Origin of the sequence: Azohydromonas aeria (assembly GCF_009760915.1) — a bacterium.
GTDB classification, from domain to species: domain Bacteria; phylum Pseudomonadota; class Gammaproteobacteria; order Burkholderiales; family Burkholderiaceae_C; genus Azohydromonas; species Azohydromonas aeria.
In genome coordinates this window covers 1-944 of sequence record NZ_VIDQ01000206.1, presented here as the reverse complement: position 1 = coordinate 944, position 944 = coordinate 1, and the positions used below count along the sequence as shown (strand labels likewise).

The following is a 944-nucleotide window of genomic DNA, read 5'->3' as shown; positions in this document are numbered from 1 at the left end:
TGCCTTTCGAGCTGGATGTTGAGCAGAAAAGAGCGCCAGCGCATCTGGCACCAGGGCTTTGACCAAGCGCGTTTCATGGGCGCCAAGTGCCCTTACTCAGCCGGTTCCGATCAAGCTGAGGCTTGGGAAAATGGCTGGGCTGAGGGCGTGATAAGGCGCCATGGCGCGCCACATGACAGCGTGCCGCCCGCAGCCGGCTGGCGTCGCCTGATGAAATTGCTGCTCGGGCGGTAGTGCTCGTGCCCTGCCAACGGCCTATGCCGCTGGTCAGTGTCGGACTTGATAGCCCAGCGCCGCCCACTGTGCCGCGCGGCAGGCATCGACGTCGAAGCGTTCCCGCACGGTGAAGATTTCGTGGCGCAACTGCGCCAGTGACAGCTCGCCCCGAAAGGCCCGCTGCTCAATGTCGGCCATGGCGGCGAGATAGCCGCTGGGCAACTCCAGGGCGTGCAACGGCGAAGAAGTGTTCTTGCTCATGGTGATGGCCTGGATTGCAGTATGTCTTTGTCGGCAACTGGGGTCGCTCGAATACCTGGTAGGTGTTTCAAGCGTTGGCTTGCTGCACTGCAGCAAGCCTCATTCCCTGACTTGACCGAGGCGACGATGCGCGAAACCACGTAGGGTTACGACTGCCGTAGAACCGACCTGTTCCTGTCTGGGCTTCGCGAAGGCGCCGATGGCAGATGCTCGGATCACAGACAGTGCATCGCAGCAGACCAGGCGGTGAGGCGAGACGAATAGATATTCGAGGGAGGACACCACATGGCTGCACAGGACCAAGACAAGACCCGCATCGACGCCGACGGGCTGCACTACCGCGCCAAGGCTGCCGGCTCGGTGTTCAACAAGCCGGGACAGGCCAGCTTCTCCAACAAGACGATGTCCTGCTTCAGGTGCGGCGCGCACAAGCTGCTGGCCGATCTGGCGACGAAGAAGATCCTGGG

At 62.0% G+C, this 944-nt stretch carries 3 protein-coding genes; 2 read left to right on the top strand and 1 reads right to left on the bottom strand.

The window, feature by feature from the left end; genetic code table 11:
- Positions 1-234: ribosome modulation factor (locus tag FJ694_RS37540; RefSeq protein ID WP_232540397.1), on the top strand; the 234-nt coding region annotated here is incomplete at its 5' end.
- A 33-nt stretch (positions 235-267) separates the two neighbouring features.
- Here FJ694_RS37540 and FJ694_RS36540 read toward each other — a convergent pair.
- Entirely contained in the window at positions 268-477 is a 210-nt protein-coding gene (locus tag FJ694_RS36540) for a hypothetical protein (protein WP_157272406.1), read from the bottom strand.
- Positions 478-762: 285 nt separating this feature from the next.
- On the opposite strand from FJ694_RS36540, the gene FJ694_RS36535 reads away from it, so the two are divergent.
- The coding region (locus tag FJ694_RS36535; protein ID WP_157272405.1) for a hypothetical protein at positions 763-944 on the top strand (182 nt) is incomplete at its 3' end.

What these genes read in the sequence shown, in the direction of transcription:
- FJ694_RS36540 (WP_157272406.1), bottom strand. Translation starts at nt 477, where the DNA reads ATGAGCAAGAACACTTCTTCGCCGTTGCACGCCCTGGAGTTGCCCAGC.